Source organism: Cellulomonas sp. NS3, assembly GCF_024757985.1.
Taxonomy (GTDB): Bacteria; Actinomycetota; Actinomycetes; order Actinomycetales; family Cellulomonadaceae; genus Cellulomonas_A.
In genome coordinates, this window is the sequence record NZ_CP103289.1 from 586463 (window position 1) to 605257 (window position 18795).

Genomic DNA, 18795 nt, shown 5'->3' on the forward strand with positions numbered 1-18795 from the left:
CTCCTCGGTCAGTGCGTCGGGCCGTCGGGCACCGTGAGCGTGGTGCCGCGCTCGCGGTCCGGTGCGGGGATGTCGTCGGGGCCCTCCTCCGGCGACGGCGCCGCCTCGAGGTACGTCCGGGAGATCGCGCGGTACACCGGCGTGCGGAACGCGAGGAGCGCCGCCCCGACGATGAGCAGGCCGCTGACCAGGAAGATCAGCGCGATGCCGCGTGCGTCGCCCGTGCCGAGCAGGGGCTCCAGGGCCTCGGCTCCCTCGTCGGACCGCGACCACGGGATGATCCAGAACTGCGCGAGCGGCGAGATCACGAAGGCCGTGATCGGCGCCGCCGCGCTCTCGAACGCCATCGCGAAGCCGAACACCCGCCCCTGCCGCTCGAGCGGGACGACGCGCTGGATGACCGTCTGCTCGGCCGCCTCGACCGCGGGGATGAGGCACAGGTACAGGAAGATCCCGACGATGTAGAGCCACGCCCACTCGCGGATCGTGAACATCGCCCCGAGCACGCCCATGGCGACGACGAGGAGCAGCATCGTGCGCATCGGGTTGCGGCCGAGCCCGAACCTGGCGACCGCGAGCCCGCCGACGATGAAGCCGGTCGAGCCGATGCCGAAGAAGATGCCCCACATCTGCACCGAGAACAGCTCGAGCCCGTAGGGGTCCATGAGCGACATGTAGACGCCGCCGACGAGGTTGTTGAACGTCGAGAAGATGATGAGCGCGAACAGGCCCTGGGCGGCGCGGATCACCGCGATCGACCCGCGCAGGTCGATCGCGGCGGCGGCGCTCTCCGCCGGGGCGGCCGCGACCCGGTCCTCCGGGAAGCTGATCGTCAGGAGGTGCACGAGCGTCACGGCGGTCAGCCCGAGCGCGACGACGATCGTCCAGCCCATGCCGAGAAACCCGACGGACAGACCGGAGACGACGGCGGTGACGATGAACGCGGCGCCCTGCACGGTGCCGACGAGGCCGTTGGCGTTCGCGCGGCGCTCGTCGGGCACGAGGATCGTCACGACCGTGGACAAGGCGATGCTGCGCATGTGCTCGACGACGGCGCCCGCGAGGATGATCACCGCGAACACCCAGAACCACGGGGCGCTCAGGTCCGCGACGGTCTCCTCGCCGAGCGCCAGGAACAGCCCCCCGGCGAGGCCGAACGCGACGAGGGTCGCCAGGGTGGACATGCGCATGACGGTGAGCTTGCGGCGGTGGTCGACGACGGCGCCGAAGAAGATGCTGCTGAACGAGATGAACAGCATGTACGCGCCGCCGATGAGGCCCGTGGCGAGGACGGAGCGCGTCGCGAGGTAGGACCAGAACGTCAGTGCCCACCACAGGTAGCTCGTCGTGATGTTCGCGACCGCGGTGTTGACGAGCACGTGGCCGAAGGTGCGCATCGCGGCCGACGGGTCGGCGGCGGCGGCGGTCGGTGTGGCGGGGTGGTCGGAGCTCACGGGCGGTCCTTCCGGCGCGTACGGGGTCTCAGCAGTAGACCGCTGCGCCGCCGTGAAGTCATCGGAAAACCGGCGGCGGCGGCGAGGCGGTCGTCCGGAGAGGGTGCCCACGACCGCCGAGGTGCACCTGCAGCAGCGGCTCACCCGACCGCCGAGGTGCACCTGCAGCAGCGCCTGACCGGACCGCCTGCCGCGCGCCGCGCGGCAGGGATGAACGACCGCCGGGACGCCGTTGACCTCGACGTGAGCCACCCCCGCACCGAGGAGACGCCATGACCACCGACACGTCCCTGACCGCCGCCGACCTCGAGCTGCTGCGCCGCCCGCTGCACGGGTTCCTCACCGTGGCCGACGGCCCCGTGCCGCCCCAGCCGCGACCCGTCTGGTACGAGGTGACGGACGACGGCGACGTCCAGCTCTTCACCGGGCCGGACACCGTGAAGGTGCGCCGGCTGCGTCGCGACCCGCGCGCGTCGATCGTCGTCGCCGCCCCGGTGGGGGAGCGCGAGCACTGGGTCTCGGTGACGGGACGGGTCACCGTCGAGGCGGACGGTGCGCACGACCTGGCGTCCCGCCTCGCCGCGCGCTACTGGGACATGACGGACCCGGTGCGTGCGCGGGACCTCGCCGCGATCCTCGCGGAGGACCAGGTGCGGCTCGTCCTCCACCCCGAGGCCGTCGGTCGCTACGTGTACTGACGCCCCGTCGCCCGGGCGTCAGGCGGCCCGACGGGCGACCGCGGGGTGCGCAGCCGCCCGTCACGAGCCGCAGGTCAGGAGCTCGTGCAGGTCAGCGCCGGCGTCGGCGCCGCACCGCTCCCGAGGAGGCCGAACGCGGTGCTGCCCCCCGCGGGCAGCCGCCCGTTCCAGTCGGCGCTGCGCACGACGACCTGGCCGCCCTGCGTCGTCAGCGTGCCGTTCCACACCTGGTCCACGCGCTCGCCGGACGGGCGCCACGTCACGCTCCACGAGGTCGACGGCGAGCCGGCCCTCACGGTCACCTCGCCCTGGAAGCCGCCGGACCAGGTGGTGACGGTGCGGTACGTCGCGGTGCAGGTGCCGGCCGGGACCGGGGTCGTCGGCTCGGGCGTCGGCGTGGGGGACGTCGTCGGTGTCGGGGGCGTCGTGGCGGTGGGCGTGGCCGACGGGGTGGGCGTCGGGGTCGTCGTCGTCGACGGCAGGGACGTGAAGAACCGCCAGATCTCCCCGGGGACCCACGACTGCTGCTGCCCGCGGTCGCGCGCGTCCCACTGGTGGCCGCTGTCGGACGCGAGCCAGACCACGGGATAGCCGTCGCGGCACGTGTAGGCGGTGCGCATGTGCGTCCCGCTGCCGGCGGCGGGCTCGGGTGCCTGCTGCGCCCGGCAGCCGTTGTTCCGCAGCGCGCGGTCCCGCAGCGCGCGGCCCTGCGCGATCGCGAGGACGTCGTCGACCACGCCGTGGGACCCGAGGTACGCGACGGGCTGCGTGCCGCCGGCGCACCCGGAGAGCTGTGCGCCGTTGAGGACGGCGACCGCGCGGAACACGTCGGCGCGCGCGCACGCCAGGGCGTTGCTCATGCCGCCGCCGTAGCTGAAGCCGGTCGCGAACCGCTGGGTCGTGTCGATGCACAGCGCGCCCTCGACGCGGCGCAGCACCTCGTCGACGAACGCGACGTCCTGCCCGCCCGTGTTGGGCCAGGCGTTGTCGATGCCCTGCGGCGCGACGAACACCGTGCTGCTGCCCGCGAGCGCCTCGAGCCCGTAGAAGCCCTGGTTCACGACGTCGGCGGCCGTCCCGTGCCACCAGTGCAGCGCGAGGACGAGGCGGTGCGGACGGTCCGGGTCGTACCCGGGGGGCACGTCGAGCCGGAAGGTGCGGGACTGCCCGCCGCTCGTGACGGTGTGGGTGCCGGTCGCCAGGGCGGCGGGCCGGCCGCACCCGCCGGTGACGGCCGCGGGCACGGTGCCGCCGGGCAGGCCTGCGGCGGGCGCGGTCAGCCCGGCGACGGCGAGCGCGGCGGCCGCGGCGGCGAGGAGGACTCTCAGGCCCCGGGACGAGGTGGTGTTCCGCACGTGTCGCTCCCTCCGGCAGGGGTCCGGGCGGCGTCGCGCCGGACCGTCTCCGCGGGATCGGGGCCCGCAGGCTCCGGCGAACCTACACCGGTGGAGAAGCGTCTGAGCAGGGGGTTGAAACGGTTCGGTCGGCAGGTCGTCCGCCGCTCGCCGACGTGCCGGGCCCCGTGGACGAGGCCTCCCGGGCCGCGGGCCAGGAGCTCCCGCAGGTGCGGTCACCGCGCTCGACGACCCGTCCCGAGCACTACCGTTCGGGCATGAGCAACCTCACCGCCGTCGGCGACCGTGACTCCTGGCGCTGCTGGCTGTGCGACGAGCCCGTCGACCCCGACGCCTCGGTGAACTCGGACCTCGGCCCCAGCGTCGACCTCGGCGTCGCGAAGTCGAAGAAGGCCGCGGCCGGCACCGAGCGGCTCGCGCACCGGGCGTGCAACACCCGTAAGGGCGCGGTCACGCCGGTCGTGCCGTGGTCGCCCGAGCTCTTCGTGGTCGACCCCGCGCCGATCGTCGCGACGGTCGAGCGCCTCGGTCGCAAGGGCGGCCGCGAGGTCGTGGCGCGCTGCCCGAGCCGTGCGGACGCCGACGAGGCCGCCGCCTGGCTCGTCGACCGGCTGTCGAGGTTCGCCCCCGACCTGGCGGTCACGACGCAGGTCGAGCCCGGCGGCGGGCAGTTCCTGCTGGTGCTGCGCGCCGCCTGAGCGTTATCCCGTTCCCCGCGCCGCGGCCGGCTGGCTAGGGTCCGCGGGTGCCTTCCGGACGTGCGCTGCTGCCCCGATCGACACCTGCCGCCGCGCGGGTCTCGTCCCGGGCGCTGACCGCCCTGCTCGATCGGCTGGAGGCGGCGCCCGTCGAGTGCCACTCGCTCGTGGTCGTGCGCCGCGGCCACGTCGTCGCCGAGGGCTGGTGGGCGCCGTACTCCGCGGAGCGCCCGCACCTCCTGTACTCGCTGACCAAGACGTTCACCGCGGTCGCCGTCGGGCTCGCGGTCGCGGACGGTCTGCTGACGCTCGACGACCGGGTCGTGGACGTGCTGCCCGACCACGTCCCGGCCGACGTCTCGGACCAGGCGCGTCGCCTCACGGTGCACCACCTGCTCACGATGACGACGGGGCGCCGTGCCGACAGCCTCGACGAGGCGTGGCAGCTCGAGCCCCGCGACCTGGTGAAGGGCTTCCTCCGGGTCCCGTTCGTCGACGCCGAGGGCACGCGGCACACCTACGACAACGCGACGACGTTCGTCCTCGCCCGGATGGTCGAGCGGGTGACCGGGCGGGGTCTGCCCGAGCTGCTCGACGAGCGCCTGTTCGTGCCCATGGGCGTCGAGCACGCCGAGTGGGACCGCGTCGCGGACGGCGCCGTGTACGGGTTCCACGGGCTGCACCTCACGACGGAGGCGGTCGCCGCGTTCGGTGACCTGCTGCGGCGCGGCGGGCGCTGGGGCGACCGGCAGCTCGTGCCGCGCGACTGGGTCGAGCTCGCGACCCGCCACCACGTCGACACCGTGCCGTACAAGGACGACGCGTCGCACGACACCGACTTCGCCCGCGGGTACGGCTACCAGGTGTGGAGGTCACGGCACGGGTTCCACGGCCACGGCGCCTACGGCCAGCAGTGCGTCGTGGTGCCGTCGCACGACCTCGTCGTCGCGGTGACCGCCGAGGGCGAGGCGCAGGAGGTGCTCGACGCCCTCTGGGAGTGCCTGCTGCCCGGCCTGGACGCCGCGACGAGCCCGGAGGACGACGAGGCCCTCGCGGAGCGGATGCGCCGCCTGTCGCTCGCGCCGGTCGACGGCTCGGCCGACCCGGGACGCCGGGCCGAAGGGACGCTCGACGGCGGTGCGGCGGACTCGGCGGTGCCTGACGGGACGTCCGTGGGCGTGGACCCCGTGGCCGGTGGCTGGGTCCTGCGGCTCGCGCCGTCGCTCCCGGTCGACGTCGGCCACGGCGAGTGGCGCGAGAGCGCACCGCTCGGCAGGCCCGTCGTCGCGTCCGGCGCCTGGCACGGCGACACCTTCGTCGCCGACCTGCGCGTCGTCACGACCCCGCACCGGGTGCGCGTCGTGGTGGACCCCGGCGCCGGGACGGCCACCGCGACGTGGAGCACCGTCCCCCTGCCCAGCCCGCTCCTGGAGCGGCACCTGCGGGCGCCGCTGAGCACCCGGCCGGAGCACGGGTAGCCGAGCGGGGCGGGCGCCATACTGCTCCGGGTGGCGTCCCCCCGTGCCGTGCAGCAGGCCTACTCGCTCCTCGCCCAGCGGTACATCGACGCCGTGGGCTCGCTCGAGCACGTGCACGCGGACGACCTCGCGCTCATCGACCGGCACCTGCGCCCGGTCTCCGGGCCGGTGCTCGACCTCGGGTGCGGCCCCGGCCACCTCACGGGCTTCCTCCGGACGATGCACCCCGACGTCACCGGGCTGGACCTGGTGCCGGAGTTCCTCGAGCACGCACGCGCCCACCAGCCCGAGGCACGGTTCGAGTCCGGCTCGATCCTGGAGCTGGGGCTCGTGCGCGCGCCGGGCTCCGTCGCGGGCGCGCTCGCCTGGTACTCGCTCATCCACCTCGAGCCGGAGCAGCTGGACGACGCGCTCACGGCCGTCCGCCGGGTCATGGCACCGGGCGGCGCGCTCGTCGTGGGGTTCTTCGACGGTCCCGAGGTCGAGCCGTTCGCGCACAAGGTGACCACGGCGTACCGGTGGCCGGTCGAGGAGATGTCGCGCCGGCTCGCGCGCGCCGGGCTGGTCGAGCGCGAACGGGTGCAGCGGGCCCCCGCGGGGGAGGGACGGCCGCACGCGGCGATCGCCGCTCAGGCCGGCTGACCGCCGCCGGACGCGCTCACAACGGGCCGGCAGCGACGGCGAGCTGCCCGTCGCCGAGCGGGATCGGCGGCGTCCCGGCGACGACCAGGCAGGCGCGCTGCCACGGTCGCTGCTGCTCCAGGAAGGGCAGCTCCTCGGCCATCCACTCGTGCCAGAACGCCACGGCCTCCTGGGCGTCGCCGTTGACGCCGAGCGCGACGTCGCGGGCGATGCCGCGCTCCTGGGCCGCGGCGAGGTCGGACTGCACCCACACCGTCGCGTCGACGAGGTCGGCCCACTCCCGACGGCTGGCGCCGACCCCCTCGACCACGACGAGCGCGAGGCCGGCGGGGACGTCGATCGCCCCCTCCCGCCCGTGGCGCTCCCACGCCGGGGGACGGAACGACACCGCGTCGCCGCGGCGCAGCGGCCGCAGGACGTGCTCGGCGAGCAGGTCACCCCAGCCGAAGAACGACTCGTGCCAGGCGACGTCGTCGGTGCGGACGACCGCGGAGCGACCCACCCGTCGCGACAGGCGCTCGGCCAGCGTGGACTTGCCCGACGCGCTGCGACCGTCGACGGCCACGACCCGTGGTCGGCCCGCCGGCTCCCCGGCCGCGCGCAGCAGCAGGTCGACGACCTCGTCCTCGGGCACCGCCCGCCACGCGCCGGCGGCGGGCTCTCCCGGGGGCAGCGTCAGGTGCACAGGACCCATCCTGCCGTCCCGCCCGGGTCTCGTGCTGCGCGCCCGCGCCGGCTCCGCCGGCGGTCAGGCCGGGCCTGTCGCCGGCCCGTCAGCTCCAGCCCGTGCCCGCCGCCGCCCCGTCAGCTCCAGCCCGTGCCCGCCGCCGAGCGCAGGACGCCGTCGAGCACGTCCGCGTCGTCCGGGCCGAGGTCCGGGGTGTACCGCCACTGCGTGCCCGTCCAGCCGTCGGCGAGGTGGTCGTCGGGCTCGAGCGGGAGCCGCATCGACTCACGGAACAGCGTCGTGACGAGCGGGCTGCCGGCGTGGACGGGGCTGTGCTCGCCGGTGAGGAGCACCTGGACGCCGGCCGACGGGCCCTCGTCGACGAGGTAGCGCAGCCGGCCCACGGCCGCGTCGTCGAGCGCGGTCGGGAAGTCGTGCAGGACGAGCAGGCGGTCGGCGACGTCGCCGCCGAGCGCGTCCATCGCGCCGGCCGAGCGGGCCATCTGCACGAGGTCGACGCGGCGGACGAGGGCGTCGAGCACCGTCCCCGCGGCCGCGACGGAGGTCGCCGCCGGGGTCATCATGACGCGGCTGCCCGGCTGGGCGAGCGCGGCGAGCGAGGGCGCGAGGCCCCCGGTGAGGTCGACGACGAGCACCTCGAGGCCGCCCGCCGGGTAGGCCGCGAGCAGCCGGGTGACGAGCGCGCGCACCTTGCGGACGGCGGCGCCGCCCGGGTCGGTCCGGGTGTCAACCCACAGGGGTCGCGTCAGCGGGAGGGCGAGCAGCATCGGGAGCTGGAGCCACGGCGCCTCCTCGACGTGGAGCTCCCCGACGCGCACCGCCGGTGCGGGCTGCGACGGGGGTCGCCAGCCACGCCACGCGGGCGACGTCCACGGGGCCATCGCGGCCGGGAGCCGGGTGTCGTACTCCGCGAGCTCGGCGGCGAGCTGCCGCAGGTCCGCGTCGTGCCGCGCGCGCGCCTGACCCACGAGGTCGGCGTGCTCGCGCTCCGCCGCCGCGGACGCCTGCTGGTGCGCCGCGCCGCCGCGCAGCCGGGGGTCGGCGACGATCTCGCCGAGCGCCGCGTCGCGCCGGCCGTCGGCGTACCCGACGCTCGACCGCAGGGCGGCCGTCGAGCGGGCGGCGTCCTCGAAGATCGCCGCGGCCTGCCGCAGGAGACGCTCGCCGTCGCTGGTGCCGGGCGGCAGCGGCGCCGCCGGACCGGGCGGAGGCGGCAGGGCCGTGCCCGGACCGCGAGACGCGGAGGGCGCCGGGGGAGCGGGGGCCGGCGTGGCGTCCTCGTCGTCCACCTCGACGCCGTGCGCGGTGACCGCCTGGGCCAGCCCGCCGTCGTACCCCTGCCCGACGGCCCGGACCTTCCACGCCGGACCGCGGCGGTAGACCTCGACGGCGACGACCGCGCGCTCGCTCGTGAGCCCGACGAGCGGGAACCGCGCCCGCTCGGTGCCGTCGCCGCCGCGCAGCACCGCGGTGAGGAGCGGCAGGGCACCGAGCGCCGGGCGGTGCGGGTCGACGCTCACCACGCACAGGACGGCGTGGACGCGCGCCGGGACGGACGCGAGGTCGAGCCGCACCCGCGCGGGCGTGCCCGGCTCGAGCACCGCGCCCGGCGCCGTCGGCTGGTTGTAGAACACGAGGTCGTCCGAGGAGGCGACCCGCTGCTGCGCGTCGACGAGCAGCACCGAGACGTCGCAGTCGGCGACGGCCGCCCCCACGACCTCGACCAGCACGCCGGCGTCCGGCCAGGGGGCGTTCTGCCCCTTGGCGAGGTCGAGCGGTGGGCTCACCCGAGGTACCGGGCGAGCGACGGGATGCTGTCGGCGGGGGTCCGGGCCTGCAGGCCCTCGCCGACGGCCTGCAGCTTCCACGCCGCCCCCTGCCGGTACACGCGCGCCATGAGCATGCCGGTGAACGGCATCCCACCGGCCAGGGTGTAGCGGGCGAGCTCGACCCCCGTGGTGTGGTCGACGAGCCGGCAGAACGCGTTCTGCACCTGCTCGAACGTCTGGCCCTGGTACGACGTCACCACGAGCATCACGCTCGTCACGTGGACGGGGACGCGGGTGAGGTCGATCAGCATCGTCTCGTCGTCGCCCTCGCCCTCCCCGGTCCGGTTGTCACCCATGTGCTGGACGGAGCCGTCGCGCGTGCGGAGCTGGTTGTAGAAGGCGACGTCCACCGGGTCGGAGCCCGCGAACAGGATCGCGGAGGCGTCGAGGTCGATCTCGACCTCGCGGCTGCCGAACATCCCGCGCTTCTTGACCGGGTCCCAGCCCAGGCCCATGCGGACCATCGTGAGCGCGACGCCGCCGTCCTTGGTCAGCGTGACCTTCTGGCCCTTGGTCAGGCTCACCGGGCGCGCCTTGGTCAGCTGCACCTCGCCGCTGCTCGCGGCGTCGGGCTGGGCGTACGCCGGCGCGGGGGGTGCGGGCGGCGTCTCGACCGGCGGCGTCGTCTGCGCCGGGGGCGGGCCCCACGACCGGGCAGGGCGCGCGGCCGGCGCGGGCGGCGCCGGCGGGGCGGGCGGCGGGACGGCGGCGGCGGGGGCCGGGGGTGCGACGGCCGGCGCGGCCGCGGGGGCGGGCTCGTCGTCGACGGACACGCCGTGGTCGGTGATGAGGTCGGCGAGCCCGCCCGCGTACCCCTGCCCGACGGCGCGCACCTTCCACGCCCCGGCGCGCCGGTACAGCTCGACCGCGACGACGATGCTCTCCGTCGTCAGGTCCGTCATCGAGAACTCGACCAGCGGGGTCCCGGCGTCGTCGGCCACGCGCGCGACGGGCTGGCCCACCCGGCCGAACGCCGCGGTCGTGTCGTCGAGGCTCGTGACGACGCGGACCGCGTGGACGTCGGCGGGCACGGCTGCGAGGTCCACCTCGACGCGCCACGGCTGCCCGGCGGACGGCTGCAGGCACCGCACGCCCGGCCCGGTCGGCTGGTTGTAGAAGACGAAGTCGGCGTCGGAGCGGACCTTGCCGTTCTCCGTGACGAGCAGGGCGGAGATGTCCGCGGGTGCCGGGACGTCGACGGTCAGCGTGACGCGGGGCGCGGTCAGCGGGGCGTTGGCCCCCTTGGTGAGCTGGTCCACCAGGATCCTTCCGTGGGTCGCCGACCGGGCGAGGCACCGGCCACGGGGAATGTACCGGCCGGGCGGGGCTGCGGGGCAGTGCCGCCCGGAACGGGTGCGGGTGATCGGGGCTCAGCGGCCCCGCAGGAAGCTCCGCAGGGCGGTCGGGGGCGTGCCGGTGACCCGCTCGACCGCGTCGGACGGCTCGGCCACGACGTCGCCCGCGATCGCCGTGCACGTGCTGACCCGATCCGGGCCACGCCGCTCAGGGACAGCGACTCCGGGCCCGTGACGTCGTAGGTCGCGCCCACGTGCGCGTCCGGGTCCAGGAGCACCGTGGCCGCGACCCGGGCGACGTCGGCCCGTCGACCGCCGGGCGTGCGCGCCCTAGGGTCCAGAGCGTGTCCGCCCCGGTGCCGTACCGCCCGCTCCCGCTCGACCTCGCCGACGTCCGGTACGCGCACGGCCCCGACTCCCGGCCCCGCCCCGGCGTGCCGGCGGGCGAGACGGTCGAGCTCGAGTGGTCCGGCAGCACGGTCTACCCGGGCACGTCGCGCAGGGTCTGGGTGCACGTCCCCGCGCACGACGGCACCGCCCCGCCGGCGGCCCTCATGGTGTTCAACGACGGCTGGTGGTACCTCGACCCGGACGGTGAGGTCCGCGGCGCGGTCGTCCTGGACAACCTCGTCCACAGAGGAGACATCCCGTTCACGGTGGGCGTCTTCGTCGAGCCCGGCGTCGTCGTGGGGAGCGCGCACCCGAAGAACCGCAACGCCGAGTACGACGCGTTCGACGACCGCTACGTCACGTTCCTGCTCGAGGAGATCCTGCCGCTGGTCACCGCGCGGTACCGGATCACGGACGACCCCGAGCGGTGGGGGATCTGCGGCGGCAGCAGCGGGGGCAACGCGGCCTTCACCGCCGCCTGGCTGCGCCCGGACCGGTTCCGGCGCGTCGTGTGCTTCCTGTCGAGCTTCGCCCAGATGCCCGGTGGCAACCCGTACCCGGAGCTCCTCGCCCGCACGGAGGCGAAGCCGCTGCGCGTCTTCCTGCAGGCCGGGCACCGCGACCTGAACTGGAACGCGCCGACGAGGAACTGGCTCGCCGAGAACCTGCGGGTCGGCGCCGCGCTGGCGGAGGCCGGCTACGACCTCCGCCTCGTGCTCGGGGACGGCGGCCACAGCCCCAACCACGGCGGCGTCCTGCTGCCCGACGCCCTCCGGTGGGCGCTGGATCCGGCCCGCTAGGCGCCCCGCACCATCGCGGCGGTCCGTCCGCGGCTCGGTCAGGGACACTGGTGACAGCAACCGCCCGCTCGACAAGGAGTCCACCGTGCCCGAAGGAACCGTCCGCTGGTTCGACGCCGAGCGGGGGTTCGGCTTCCTGTACCTCGGCGACGACGCCGAGGACCTGTTCGTGCACGCGTCCGAGATCCTCGACGACGACGGCCCGCGGGTGCTCCGCGAGGGTCAGGTCGTCGAGTTCGACCTCGGCGAGGGCGAGCGCGGCCCGCAGGCCCGCCGCGTCCGGGTCGTCGGTGACCACGCCCCCGACGCGGTGCTGGGCGTGCTCGGCACCGTCTCCTGGTACGAGCCCGGCAAGGGGTACGGCTTCGTCACCCCCGACTCCCGGGGCACCGAGATCTTCGTCCACAGCTCGGCCATCGTCGGCGGCGGCGTGATCTCGGAGGGACAGCGGGTCGCGTTCCTGATCGTCGACGGGGAGCGGGGGCCGCAGGCGGACCACCTGCTGCCGCTCGGTGCCGACGCCGCGCCGCGGGCCGTGGCGTCCGACGGCGCGGACGGCACCGTGTCCTGGTACGACGTCGACAAGGGCTTCGGTTTCGCCACCCCCGACGCCGGTGGCGACGACGTGTTCGTGCACGTCCGGGCGCTGCCGGCGGGGCTGACCGGGCTTACCGAGGGGGACCGCATCTCCTACGACATCGCCGCGAACGAGAAGGGCCCGCAGGCCCGCAACGTGCAGCTCGTGCGCGGCACGACGCAGCGGGGCGCGACCCCGGCACCGGCGCGCGGACGGCCCGAGCGGGCACGGTCGGAGCGCCCACCGGCCTCCGCCGGCCCGGTGCGCGGCGGCGAGGGCGTGGTCGCGCGCTACGACGCCGACCGCGGGTTCGGGTTCATCACCCCGGACGCGGGCGGTGCCGACCTGTTCGTGCACGTGTCGGTCGTGCGCGGCGCCGACGTGCTGATGGAGGGCGACCGCGTCCGGTTCACGGTGCGGCAGAGCGACCGGGGACCGCAGGCCGACCGCGTCGAGCTGGTCTGACCGCGCGGGCGACCGCCCGCGTCTTGAGGCAGAGTGCTTGACCCGACTCCGGAGCGCGCGCTACCACCGGTGCGAGAGACGCACGACGGTCACCTCGACCCGCGCGACACGATCGAGGACACGGCCGAGCGACGAGCACGAGCCCTGCCCCCGAGTCGCCGAAGAGGATCCGACCATGGACATGCTGAGCGGTGACGAGATCGCCGAGGCCGGGCTGACCGACTGGCGGAAGCTGGCCCAGGGGCTGCACGCCCGCTACCTGGTCGACGACTTCGGCGCGGGCGCGCGGTTCGTCGCGGCGGTCGGGGAGGCGGGTGACGCCCTCGGGCACCACCCGACCGTGTCGCTGGGCCGGGGGCACGTCGACCTGAAGCTGGTCAGCGCCGACGCCGTGTACCGCGAGAAGGACGGCACCGAGCACGTCGTCGAGTGGGTGACCCAGAAGGACCTCGACCTCGCGCGGCGGATCACCGAGGTCGCCGCCGAGCACGGGCTCGCCGCCGACCCGGCCTCGGTCAGCGTCGTCGAGCTCGGCCTCGACACGGCGCAGCCCGGCACCATCGCCCCGGTGTGGGCCGCTCTGCTGACCGGCGACGCCGGGTCGCAGGGCCGCGGCTCCCCGAGCGACGAGGTCCGGGACGCCACGGGACGGGCGCCGAACCTGTGGTTCGGGGACGCGGACGAGCACGAGGCCCCGCGTCAGCGCTTCCACGTCGAGGTGTACGTGGCGCCCGAGGTGGCCGGGCAGCGCATCGCCGCCGCCGTCGCCGCGGGCGGGACCGTCGTCGACGACAGCGACGCGCCGGCGCTCACCGTGATCGCCGACCAGGACGGCAACACGGGCGTCGTCTGCGTCGCGTAGGCCGCAGTCGTGGCCGGCTCGTCGGTCCGGGGCCACCGCGGTCCGTCCGACGTGGAGGTGCGGGGCCGGGAGCCGATCGCCGCTGGTCGGGTCGCGCGACCGGCGCCCACGGCACGATGGAGCCGTGACCACCCCGTCCCGCACCCCGCAGCCCGCCGTGGCCCGCACGCAGCAGTTCCTCGACCGGCACGCGCCCGGTGTGAGCGTCCTCGTGCCGGACGCCGACACCTCGACCGTCGCCGCCGCGGCGGTCGCACTGGGCGTGCGCCCCGGCCAGATCGCCAAGACCCTCGCCGTGCGCGCGGGGGAGAGCGTCCTCCTGCTCGTCATGAGCGGCGACGCACGCCTGGACAACCGCAAGTTCCGCGACCGCTTCGGGGCCAAGCCCCGGATGCTCGGCGCCGAGGAGACCGAGGAGCTCACCGGGCAGCCGGTCGGCGGCGTCGGACCCCTCGGCCACCCGTCCGGGCTGCCGGTGTTCGCGGACGAGTCGCTCCGGGCGTACGACGCCGTGTACCCGGCCGCGGGCAGCCGCTCGAGCGCGGTCCGGCTGACGCTCGAGCAGCTCGAGACGCTGACGCACGCGACGTGGGTTGACGTCAGCACGCTCCCGGCTGCCGGCTGACGTCCGGCGGGCTCCCGGAGCTCACGGCTCCGCTGCAGACAGACCCGCCAGGAGTGCCAGCGCGTCGCCCGGTGACACGGAGGTGCGTTCGGGTCGGAGGTCCCGCAGCGGCCACGGCCGACCGTGGCTGATCCAGTGCGTGCGCAGTCCTGCGGCGTGTCCCCCGGCGACGTCCGCGGTGGCGTCGTCCCCCACCATCCAGCAGCCGGCGCCGTCCGCCGCCCCGAGCCGGGCCAGGGCCGAGGCGAAGATCGCCGCGTCGGGTTTCGCGACGCCCGCCTCCTCGGACACGCACCAGCCGTCGACGCGGTCCGCGATGCCGGTCCGGCGCAGTTTGCCGACCTGGTTGTCCGTGCGCCCGTTGGTGACGACCATGAGCCGCCACCCGGCGGACCGCAGGGTGTCCAGGCGCTCGAGGACGTCGGGGAAGGCGGGCGTCAGCAGCGGCATCTGCGCGCGGAAGTCCTGCCAGAGCGTCTCCGGTGGTCCCGCCTCCGGGAACCGCCGGGAGACGCCCTCGAAGAACTGCCGGCGTTGCGCGACCGTCCGGTCGAGCTCTCCGAGCCACGCGTGGTCGTCGTCGGGCAACGACCACCGGTCGGCGAACGACCTCGCCCACGCGGCGAAGCCCGCCGAGCGGTCGACGAGCGTGCCGTCGAGGTCGAGCAGCGCGATCACGACCCGCCTCGTCGTGGCCTCGGCCGCTGGGTCGGGGCCCGGAGGCGTCCCTCGGCGCCCGTGCGGTCAGGGTGACAGGTCGCCCACGCGCGGCGAGGTGCCGGACTGCACGTCGCTCGCTCCCCGGTCCGGTCCGGCGCACTCACCCCGGCGGCTCCTGGTACAGGCCCACGACGCTCCCGCCCGGGTCGCGGAACCGGGCGGTCAGCTCGCCGGGGTCCGCGCCGACCGGCTGGACGATCTCGCAGCCCTCGGCGACCACGCGCTCGACCGCCGCGGCGAGGTCGTCGACCCAGACGTAGACGAGCACGCCGGGCGGGGTCGGCTCCCGGTGCGGGACCCAGTGGCCGCTGACCTCGTCCGTCGAGTCCTCGAAGAACCAGGTGCCGTGCGCGGAGCGCACCGTCCAGCCGAAGACCCGGGCGTAGAACTCGGCCGACCTCTGCGGGTCGTCCGCCGGGAGCTCGACGTGGCAGATCTTCCCGTGGCGCAGCGTCGTCATGACGACCTCCTCCGGTCCATGGTCGCCGCCGTCCGGCCGCGCGGGTCGTCGTCCGCGCGATCGGGCGGAGGCGGCAGGGCCGTCGTGGTCCGGACTCGACGTCCGGACCACGACGGCGGCGCCGCACCGACGTCGGGGGCGCTCGTCGCTCAGCCCCCGTCAGAGCGCGGTCAGCGACCCATGATCGCGTCGATGATGCCCTGCTGGGTCACGGTCGCGGTGCGCCGGTCGAACAGCGCGAACCCGTACTGGCCGTTGTGCCCGTTGTCCCAGTAGGCGGTGACGGCGCCGTACTTCGCCGCGGTGGCGACGAGGGTGCGCGCGTAGTCGGCGCGGTACCGGTTGTTCGACGGGTCGAACGCGGTCTTGTCGATCGAGCCGTACTCGCCGACGAAGACCGGGTACCCCTTCGTGACGAACGTGTCGTGCATCTTCTTCAGCTGCGCGTCCATGAAGTCCTGCTGGCCCCACGTCGACTTCTTCGCCGGGTCCGTCGCGTTCGGGCCCCACTGCGTGACGGCGCCGTCCTCGGTGCCGGCGAAGTCCCACGGGTCGTAGTAGTGGACGGAGATCATGATGCGCCGCTCGGCGCTGGGGACGGCCGTCGACCGGTACTGGTCGGTCGGGACGACGAAGCCGTAGCTCCCCGCGGTGTAGTCGATGTTGGTGTTCCAGCCCGGCACGAGCAGCCACCGGGACGCGTTGTTGCCGCCGGTCCGGCGCACGGTGTCGACGAAGATCTGGTTGTACGCGTTGAGGTTGGAGTAGCACGGCTGCGTCGGGGTGCCGTACTGCCCGTCGAAGTTCTCGTTCATGGACTCGAAGACCAGGCGTCCGCCGTAGCCCCGGAGCTCGGACGCCACCTGCTGCCAGACCTTCTGGTACTTGTCCTTGATCGCCGTCTGCGAGGGCGCGTCGCAGATGAGCCAGGCGCCACCGACGCTCTTGTAGCCGTCACCGTGCATGTTGATGACCACGTACAGCCCGCGGTCGTAGGCCAGCTTCACGACCTCCTCGACCCGGTCGAGCCACGCGGGGTCGACGGTGTAGCCGGGTGCGGACCCGATCTTGCCCAGGTAGGAGACCGGGACGCGGACCGTGCTGAAGCCGGCGGCCTTGACCCGGTCGAGGAGAGCGCCCGTCACGACCGGGTTGCCCCATGCCGTCTCGTCGGGCATCCCGTTGACGTTGGCCTCGAGCTGGTTGCCCAGGTTCCAGCCCGTGCCCATGCCGGCGACGAGCTGCGCGGCGTTGACGGTGACCGGCCCCGGCCCCGGCGTGGGCGTGGGCGTGGGTGTCGGGGTCGGTGTCCGCGTCGGCGTGGTGGTCGGCCTCGGCGACTGGGTCGGCGTCGTGGTGGGCGACGTCGTCGGCGAGCTGGTCGGGGTCACCGGGCCGCCGGTGCACGCGACACCGTTGAGCGTGAACGCGCTCGGCACGGGGTTCGAGCCGGCGAAGGTACCGTTGAAGCCGAAGGACGCGGTGCCGTTCGTCGCGAGCGACCCGTTCCACGCCGCGTTGCGCACCGTCACCGCCGCGCCGGACTGGCTGACGGAGCCGCCCCACAGCTGGGTCACGCTCTGGCCGGCCCCGAAGGCGAAGCGGAGCTCCCAGCCGGTGACGGGGTCGCCCAGGTTCGTCACGCGCAAGTCGGCGCCGAAGCCGCTCTGCCACTGGTTCGTGACCGCGTAGTCGACGCGGCAGCCGGCGGCGGCGCTCGCGGGGGCGGTGACCACGACGGAGCCGGCCACGGCGACCGCGGCCGCTGCGGCGACGGTGAGCGCCTTGCGTAGTGAGAACACGGGGATGCCTCTCGGGTGCGGGGACGCGCACGGGCGGCGGACGCCCGGCGGCGGACTGGCAAGTCCACCAGACGGGCGTCACCGCGGCACCGGTCTGAATCGATTCATTCGATGATGGTCTTCTCAGGAAACGCCGAAAGCGACGCCCCTTCAGGAGGCGTGCGCGCAGCCGCTCCCGCCGGTGCCCGGCGCCCGGCCCTCCCGGGCGCCCGAAGCCGCGCGGTGCGCCTGCCCGATCCGGATGACGTCGTCGAGCTTGTCGCGCGTGGCGGTCAGCTCGTCGAGCTGGGCCTGCACGCGCGCGCGCTCGGCCAGCAGCCGCTCGTGCATCTCGTCGGTGAGGACGCCGCGCTCCATGCACGGCAGGATCCCCAGGACGGCCTTGCTGCCGAGCCCGGCGGCGTAGAGGTGCTGGATGAACCTGACCCGGTCGACCGCCTCGGGCGCGTAGTGGCGCTGCCCGCCGGCGCTGCGCTCGGAGGCGAGCAGACCCTGCTCCTCGTAGTACCGCAGCGCCCGCACGCTGACGCCGGCTCGTGCGGCGACCTCCCCGATGCGCACCCGTTCCTCCGACCGCTCGACCCGCACTTGCCTCTGACGTCAACGTCAGGTTATAGCGTCCTGCCCATGACTACTGCACTCGTCACCGGGGCCAACCGCGGCCTCGGTCGCCACTTCGCCGCCGAGCTCCTCGCCCGAGGGGCGACGGTCTACGCCGGCGCCCGCGATCCCGAGACCCTCGACCTGCCCGGCGTCCGGCCCGTCGCCCTGGACATCACCGACCCCGCCGCCGTGACGGCGGCCGCCGCACTGGCCGGCGACGTCGACCTGCTGATCAACAACGCCGGGATCTCCACCGGCGCACCGCTGCTCGGCGACCTGGACGGCGTGCGCGCCGAGCTGGACGTCAACTTCTGGGGCACGCTCGCGATGGTCCGCGCCTTCGCTCCCGTCCTCGCGGCCAACGGCGGCGGCACGATCGTCAACGTCGCCTCCGCGCTGTCCTGGTTCGCCGCCCCGGGCGCCGGCGCGTACGCGGTGTCCAAGGCCGCGAACTGGAACATGAGCAACGCGCTGCGCCTCGAGCTCGCCGGGCAGGGGACGCAGGTCACCTCCGTCCACCTGGGCCTGGCGGACACGGACATGGCCAAGGCGATCCAGGGGCCGAAGACGGACCCGGCCGTGGTCGTCCGCAGGACGCTGGACGCGGTCGAGGCCGGCGACCTCGAGGTCGTCGTCGACGAGTGGAGCGCGATGGTCAAGGCCTCGCTGGCCGAGGACCCCCGCGCGTTCTACGACCGCTTCCGCACGGCCTGAACCGTCCGCCGGGGTCGCGGCGCACCTCTCGTGGGGGGTGCGCCGCGCGGAGCGCCCTACCGCACGTCGGCGCGCGCGGTCGGGCGGCGGCCGGCGCGGCTCGGAGCGGGCCGCTGCGCGAGGGCGAGGGGTGCGAGCAGCGCGAACGTCCCGGCGAGCACCGCGTCCCCGGCCATCGCCCCGCGCAGGCCGACGGCATCAGCGAGCACGCCGACGTCGACGGGGCCGAGCAGGAGGCCCAGGTACGCCGTCGTCGGTGTGCCGGGACGTCTCGGGTGGCCCGGCTGAGGAGGGTCGGGAAGAGCACGGACGTCCCGACCGCCGCGAGGCACAGCGCGGTGAGCGCGACCGGGATGCTCGGAGCGACGCCGAGCAGCAGCGTGCCGAGCAACGCCGTCGCGGACCTGGCGACGGGCCGCCGGATCTCCAGCGTGCGCCAGTCCCTGTTCGACCAGGGCGTCGCGTGCGCCCGCCGCAGGGCTGACCACGAGCGCTCCCGCCATGCCGTGGGAGCTCGTGGTGCGCTGAGTCGGATCCGGAGCCACCGCACCGCCCCGGCGTCTCCGGGGCTGACCGCTCCACGCCTGCGAGCGGCTCGGCCGGCCCCCGGCCGGGGTGGCTCGCACGCGATATTCGGTGC

Annotated in this window: 19 protein-coding genes; 9 read left to right on the forward strand and 10 right to left on the reverse strand. The window is 75.0% G+C overall.

Features of this window, described 5'->3' with window-relative positions; genetic code table 11:
• Positions 1-8: 8 nt before the first annotated feature.
• On the reverse strand, positions 9-1454 hold the full coding sequence (locus NXY84_RS02700) for an MFS transporter (protein WP_396126363.1): 1446 nt from the start codon (positions 1452-1454) through the stop codon (positions 9-11).
• Between the two features lie 272 nt (positions 1455-1726).
• On the opposite strand from NXY84_RS02700, the gene NXY84_RS02705 reads away from it, so the two are divergent.
• Positions 1727-2152 (forward strand): pyridoxamine 5'-phosphate oxidase family protein, encoded by a 426-nt coding sequence (locus NXY84_RS02705; RefSeq protein WP_258725639.1) that lies wholly within the window; start codon positions 1727-1729, stop codon positions 2150-2152.
• A 74-nt stretch (positions 2153-2226) separates the two neighbouring features.
• On the opposite strand, the gene NXY84_RS02710 is transcribed toward NXY84_RS02705, so the two are convergent.
• Positions 2227-3507, reverse strand: coding sequence for a cellulose binding domain-containing protein (locus NXY84_RS02710; RefSeq protein ID WP_258725640.1), 1281 nt, complete (start codon positions 3505-3507; stop codon positions 2227-2229).
• A gap of 257 nt (positions 3508-3764) precedes the next feature.
• Between NXY84_RS02710 and NXY84_RS02715 the strand changes: the two genes are divergently transcribed.
• Genes NXY84_RS02715 through NXY84_RS02725 form a run of 3 tightly spaced genes read left to right on the forward strand, consistent with a single transcriptional unit; the run spans position 3765 to position 6325 of the window.
• Positions 3765-4205: a hypothetical protein gene (locus NXY84_RS02715; protein WP_258725641.1), complete on the forward strand. Its 441-nt coding sequence runs from the start codon at positions 3765-3767 to the stop codon at positions 4203-4205.
• A gap of 47 nt (positions 4206-4252) precedes the next feature.
• Positions 4253-5683 carry a serine hydrolase domain-containing protein gene (locus NXY84_RS02720; protein WP_258725642.1) on the forward strand — a complete coding sequence of 477 codons (1431 nt, stop codon included), beginning with the start codon at positions 4253-4255 and terminating at the stop codon, positions 5681-5683.
• A 30-nt stretch (positions 5684-5713) separates the two neighbouring features.
• Positions 5714-6325, forward strand: coding sequence for a class I SAM-dependent DNA methyltransferase (locus tag NXY84_RS02725; protein WP_258725643.1), 612 nt, complete (start codon positions 5714-5716; stop codon positions 6323-6325).
• Positions 6326-6341: 16 nt separating this feature from the next.
• Here NXY84_RS02725 and NXY84_RS02730 read toward each other — a convergent pair whose 3' ends face one another.
• From NXY84_RS02730 to NXY84_RS21720, 3 genes are all read right to left on the reverse strand, one after another.
• On the reverse strand, positions 6342-7019 hold the full coding sequence (locus NXY84_RS02730; RefSeq protein ID WP_258725644.1) for a uridine kinase family protein: 678 nt from the start codon (positions 7017-7019) through the stop codon (positions 6342-6344).
• A 110-nt stretch (positions 7020-7129) separates the two neighbouring features.
• Positions 7130-8800 carry a TerD family protein gene (locus tag NXY84_RS02735; RefSeq protein WP_258725645.1) on the reverse strand — a complete coding sequence of 557 codons (1671 nt, stop codon included), beginning with the start codon at positions 8798-8800 and terminating at the stop codon, positions 7130-7132.
• Entirely contained in the window at positions 8797-10101 is a 1305-nt protein-coding gene (locus NXY84_RS21720) for a TerD family protein (RefSeq protein ID WP_309485050.1), read from the reverse strand. Before NXY84_RS21720 ends, NXY84_RS02735 begins: the two co-directional genes overlap by 4 nt.
• Positions 10102-10481: 380 nt before the next feature.
• Between NXY84_RS21720 and NXY84_RS02750 the strand changes: the two genes are divergently transcribed.
• The 4 genes from NXY84_RS02750 to NXY84_RS02765 all read left to right on the forward strand — a co-directional run bounded on the left by NXY84_RS02750 (position 10482) and on the right by NXY84_RS02765 (position 13856).
• A complete protein-coding gene (locus tag NXY84_RS02750; protein ID WP_258725646.1) occupies positions 10482-11327 on the forward strand; it encodes an alpha/beta hydrolase in 846 nt (281 codons plus the stop codon).
• A gap of 85 nt (positions 11328-11412) precedes the next feature.
• A complete protein-coding gene (locus NXY84_RS02755) occupies positions 11413-12369 on the forward strand; it encodes a cold-shock protein (RefSeq protein ID WP_258725647.1) in 957 nt (318 codons plus the stop codon).
• Between the two features lie 175 nt (positions 12370-12544).
• Positions 12545-13231, forward strand: coding sequence for a 4a-hydroxytetrahydrobiopterin dehydratase (locus NXY84_RS02760; RefSeq protein ID WP_258725648.1), 687 nt, complete (start codon positions 12545-12547; stop codon positions 13229-13231).
• Between the two features lie 124 nt (positions 13232-13355).
• Positions 13356-13856, forward strand: a complete 501-nt coding sequence (locus tag NXY84_RS02765) for a YbaK/EbsC family protein (RefSeq protein WP_258725649.1) — start codon at positions 13356-13358, stop codon at positions 13854-13856.
• Positions 13857-13877: 21 nt separating this feature from the next.
• Here the strand turns inward: NXY84_RS02765 and NXY84_RS02770 are convergent, their stop codons facing one another.
• The 4 genes from NXY84_RS02770 to NXY84_RS02785 form a co-directional block, all read right to left on the reverse strand.
• Positions 13878-14534, reverse strand: coding sequence for an HAD family hydrolase (locus NXY84_RS02770; protein WP_258725650.1), 657 nt, complete (start codon positions 14532-14534; stop codon positions 13878-13880).
• 142 nt (positions 14535-14676) lie between these two features.
• Positions 14677-15036, reverse strand: a complete 360-nt coding sequence (locus NXY84_RS02775; protein ID WP_258725651.1) for a VOC family protein — start codon at positions 15034-15036, stop codon at positions 14677-14679.
• 170 nt (positions 15037-15206) lie between these two features.
• Positions 15207-16838, reverse strand: coding sequence for a cellulase family glycosylhydrolase (locus NXY84_RS02780; RefSeq protein WP_258725652.1), 1632 nt, complete (start codon positions 16836-16838; stop codon positions 15207-15209).
• A 150-nt stretch (positions 16839-16988) separates the two neighbouring features.
• The gene (locus tag NXY84_RS02785) at positions 16989-17399 is read right to left on the reverse strand and encodes a MerR family transcriptional regulator (protein ID WP_258725653.1); all 411 of its coding nucleotides are present in this window, start codon (positions 17397-17399) and stop codon (positions 16989-16991) included.
• Positions 17400-17465: 66 nt separating this feature from the next.
• Between NXY84_RS02785 and NXY84_RS02790 the strand changes: the two genes are divergently transcribed.
• Positions 17466-18155 carry an SDR family oxidoreductase gene (locus NXY84_RS02790; RefSeq protein ID WP_258725654.1) on the forward strand — a complete coding sequence of 230 codons (690 nt, stop codon included), beginning with the start codon at positions 17466-17468 and terminating at the stop codon, positions 18153-18155.
• Positions 18156-18211: 56 nt separating this feature from the next.
• Here the strand turns inward: NXY84_RS02790 and NXY84_RS02795 are convergent, their stop codons facing one another.
• Positions 18212-18364: a hypothetical protein gene (locus NXY84_RS02795; protein WP_258725655.1), complete on the reverse strand. Its 153-nt coding sequence runs from the start codon at positions 18362-18364 to the stop codon at positions 18212-18214.
• Between the last annotated feature and the right edge of the window lie 431 nt (positions 18365-18795).